Source organism: Psychromonas sp. (genome assembly GCF_047632995.1).
Lineage (GTDB): Bacteria > Pseudomonadota > Gammaproteobacteria > Enterobacterales > Psychromonadaceae > Psychromonas.
In genome coordinates this window covers 1-4,331 of record NZ_JBLIEK010000197.1, presented here as the reverse complement: position 1 = coordinate 4,331, position 4,331 = coordinate 1, and the positions used below count along the sequence as shown (strand labels likewise).

Below are 4,331 nucleotides of genomic sequence, written 5' to 3'. Positions count from 1 at the left end.
AATGCAAGGAATAGGTGAAAGATAAAAACAGAGTCAAAAAATATAATAAGGGGCCAGTTAACGCTGCAAATCGTATAAAAGGTTCAATAAATTGACTGATACTGCGAACATTTTGTTCACCAAAAAACATCACTAGTTGGTAACCAAATTCGCCCAAGATACGTAAACCAGTTAATTGATAGGTTAAATTTGCAGACCCAGCAATATCAGCGATACTCTCGCTGGTTACGGCCATTTTTAAAAGCAATAACGTCGCCATACTTGAACAAGCAGAATACAAAGGTAATTTCAGATTAGAAACCTTCTCTGTACTATGGCCTTGAGCTATGTAAACCATACTAAAAATTGCGATAAAAATAGCTAAATAAAGAAAAGAAAATTCAACAACAGTACCGCCATTATTGTATAGCTCGACGATATTGTAAGGTAAGTTTGGCAAACTCATAAATAACGCCTGCGCTACAACAGCTAAACCTAAATACAACAAAAAAAGTCTTAATCTGGAGCTTTTTAAAAGTACAAGTGGTGTGTTAGGAAGAATATCAACGTTGGTTTTAAAATTTTTTTCAATCTCATGTTTGTATAGCCATGCCCACATGACATAGGCTGTTAATAAAACAACAATATTTTCGGTGATATCTGGTGTCGCCCCCTTAATATTTGTTTGTAACGCCTCTAAGGTAAATACAATTAAAGAAAGGGTGAGGCACGCTTTACTAAATTTTATTTTGTTTCGGCAACTTAAATAAAAGAACAAACAATAAAACAGCGATTTTTCAAAGAGAGCAAAAATATTAACTAGGGTATTTCCGCTTAATGCAGGCTTAAATGGTATCCAATTAAAATCAACACTTCCTCTATATTCAAAGGTATTTAAACTATTAAATATTATTAAAGCGGTAATGCAATATAAGAGTGTTTTTAAAGTAACTGGATGGCTAGTAAGGCTAAAAGTGAATATAGCGATACCGGCACCAAGCAGTAAATTATTGTCAATTTCACTATTGACAATAAGCAACTGTAAAAAAACAACTATAAATAAAACACTAGCTGCTTTAATCCCTCCACTAGGGTCACTAGACGATACTCGCCACAGTGAGAGAGGGATAAAATAGAAAACTGAATGCCGTACTATTTCTATTAAACTCAACCCCTGTGTAGACATAACCGCTTTAAAATGATTGTTGATTGTGCCTAAGTCAAACGTGGGTATGAATGGCTGTAAATCCATAACCATGAAACTGGCAACCACAATTAGGGGTAAATTTAGACTCCAACCAAGTCCCACATTCATGGTTTTCAAAAGCTGGCTCGATGAAGCATATATTTTTATGCCCACAATACCCCCGAAAAGGTTCCACATTGCATCACCGCCATATGGGATACGTTTTGGTGTCCAGATCTGGCTTATTTGAACTAAAAAGGCATATATAAATGTTATCGCAACTAAACCTAAGATAACTTTAAACGAACGCGCCTTGAATGTGTGTTGTATGGCAATACCAAAAGGTATAAATAGAAAAAAATTGGCTATGGCATCGCTAATTCCGCTATTCCAAAATCTAAAATCAGTCAATTTACTGATTTGAATTGAAAAGTCAGCAGGGCTCATAAACTCAAGAGGATATAAAGACCCGTAAGCTATTAATATAATGGTTATAAGTAAAAATCGCATTGGGTCACTTTTAAGAATAGAAAATTGAATATTACTGGCAGTTTACCTAACGTTAAAAAGCCAATCATTTCACTCAGAACCATTATTTAAAACATGAAACAGATATCATTTAATTAAATATTGGGATTGATTCTGATAACAACATTAATAATATATTGTCCCTGTTATTTAGTTCTATTTTTACGCCACATTAAGACCCCAATTAGTATCATGAAAATAGGCAAAGGCCATTTTAACCAGTAAGCGAATTTTTCAAAATAGTATTTGTTGGTAATAAAGTGCTGTACTCCATCCCATTGCTTGTAATTTTCTTTATATATTTTTTGAAACAGTAAGAAATGTCCCATATGGTATCCAGCTTCTGAATAAAGCTTTGCAATTTCTGGACTGCTAGTTGCAAACTCATTAAGAGGATAAGGAATAACCACGCCAAAGTCGGCGTCAAGAATATACTGTTTCCCATCTTCGAATGTGGCGGCTACGACCACGTGGCCAGGGAATGTCAAAATTTTATTGGAAATATTTTGCTCATTTAATAGCTGTGACATTATCATTGAGGCGTCACCACAAATACCAATTCCTCGCTCTAAGCTCCGACGATAATTAGCAAAATGGTACCTTTGATATTCAGGTATGCCAGAGAATTTACCCATAAAATATAAAAAATAGTTTTCCCAAATAGGGATAAGTTGATTGAATTTTTCACTGGGATAAACCAACCAATCTACATGAGCAAGTCCTTTAGCAACAACATGAGTAATTCTGGTTGCATACTCAATATCGCCTTCGTCGCTATGCCTTATTAAGTCTATAAACGTGCTGTTGAAATCAGTTGGTTGATCATTCGGAAAAATCAAATAATCATCGTGAAAATCAGAGACTCGAATATCTCTACTTAATCCATATATATTTATTATTAACAGTAAACTACCTGTTACTAAAAGCATGTGCCTTATAGCTACTTTAATTTGCACGTTTACCTCATGATTACAGACAATCTTATGTCATTGCTCGAAAGAAGATAAGCTCACTATTCAGGCGCCAACCAGTGTCAACTTAATACCAATACATTACTTATAAAGGATTGCACTTAACAGTTATGCAAACAATTCTTTAGCCCTTTGCACCAGCGCTTTCCAGTCAAGACTTTTAAGTACATGTTCTCTTCCCTTGCTTCCCATGTCTTTCAACTTTTGCTCATCTGACAACATGCCAACCACAGTTGAAGCAATATTCGATGGCTGTGTTGCATCAATAATAACTCCAGATTCACCGAGTAACATTGTTTCTTTTGTTCCCCCTGAATCACCTGCGATAACAGGCTTTCCACATGATTGCGCTTCCACCAAGACCATTCCAAAGCCTTCAATGTCATTATCTATCGTTCTGTTAGGCAATATAAATAAATCACATTGTTGGTAACATTCAATCATCTGCTCATCGGTAATCCCCCTCAGAAATTGAACATGCCGTTCTACTTCGAGTTCAGTACTGAGTTTGACTAAAGCATCGAATTCTTCACCGTCACCCACAATTGCGTATAAAAAGTTCGGTTTGGCCTTAAGTATCTCCGGAATCGCTTTAATCATCATGTCTTGCCCTTTACGAGCTTGGAGCCGTCCTACTGTTAGCACAACTATTTTGTCAATCCAATTTAGTGACGTTAAAGATTCTTGATTTCTTTGTTTAGGCACAAAGATATTGCTGTCTACACCAGGATGTAAAACTTGTGTCTTTGAAGCCGCTTGTTTGCCGAACTTAGCCACTATATTTGCACTATTTTGACTATTACAAATAATAGCTTTTGCTCGTTTTATTACTTGCCCACAAATAAAATATTGCTCACGACTACTTTGTGCTGTTTCTAAGTCTTCACCATGCACATAACAAACATAAGGTATGCCAGTGAATAAATTGAGTAGCCATGCAATGACGCCCTCAGGTAATACTCTCCCGCAGTGCAATTGTGTGATCTGTCTTTGCTTGATTATCTTGCGTACTAGCAAAGCGCTTTTGAAATAAAATTTAAGCCCAATACTACTTTTAAATCCCCATTCAGAAGATGTAAGATTGCCTCTTAATATATGAATTTTGGCATCAGAATCATATTTTTCCGCTGCTAGCTCATCGCCTGCAAGGATTTCGTATTCGTTCTGAGGTAAACGCGAATACAGCTCCCAAAACCAGCGACCACTTCCACCCGATTTAGGAGGGAAGTTTTCAGTGATCAGTAATGTTTTCAAATAGTTGTAACCTCATATAAGTTGCAAGTAAAGTCTATCGGCATTTGTTTGATAACCAATCATACTAACAATACGTTCAAAATAAATGTTACATTGTGTAATATATTTTTTGACCGTGAAGGCTATAGATTATAGTGAAATTGTCAGTTGGTGCTGCATGATTTTCATTTTAAACCTTAATAGCCTGTCAATTTACAGCAAAACACCAGAGCATCAATATTAAACAATGAAAATTCTTATTATCGCACAACGATGCCCGTATCCACCGAACAAAGGTGAAAAGATAAGAACATTTCACCAGTTAAAATATTTTAACGAGTGTGGGCATGATGTTATTTTAGCTAGTCCATACGAGGACGATTCTGAAAAAATTCACTTTAATGAGTTAAAAAAGAATCATTGCTTCGAAGTCC

The 4,331-nt window shown here is 35.7% G+C and carries 3 protein-coding genes; all 3 read right to left on the bottom strand.

Annotated features, from left to right (window positions below):
- On the bottom strand, window positions 1-1,675 hold a 1,675-nt coding region (locus ACJAT7_RS18085; protein ID WP_415228194.1), incomplete at its 3' end, for a VanZ family protein.
- Between the two features lie 164 nt (window positions 1,676-1,839).
- Window positions 1,840-2,649, bottom strand: coding sequence for a transglutaminase-like domain-containing protein (locus tag ACJAT7_RS18080; RefSeq protein WP_415228193.1), 810 nt, complete (start codon window positions 2,647-2,649; stop codon window positions 1,840-1,842).
- A gap of 123 nt (window positions 2,650-2,772) precedes the next feature.
- Window positions 2,773-3,918 (bottom strand): glycosyltransferase family 4 protein, encoded by a 1,146-nt coding sequence (locus ACJAT7_RS18075; RefSeq protein WP_415228192.1) that lies wholly within the window; start codon window positions 3,916-3,918, stop codon window positions 2,773-2,775.
- Window positions 3,919-4,331: the final 413 nt, after the last annotated feature.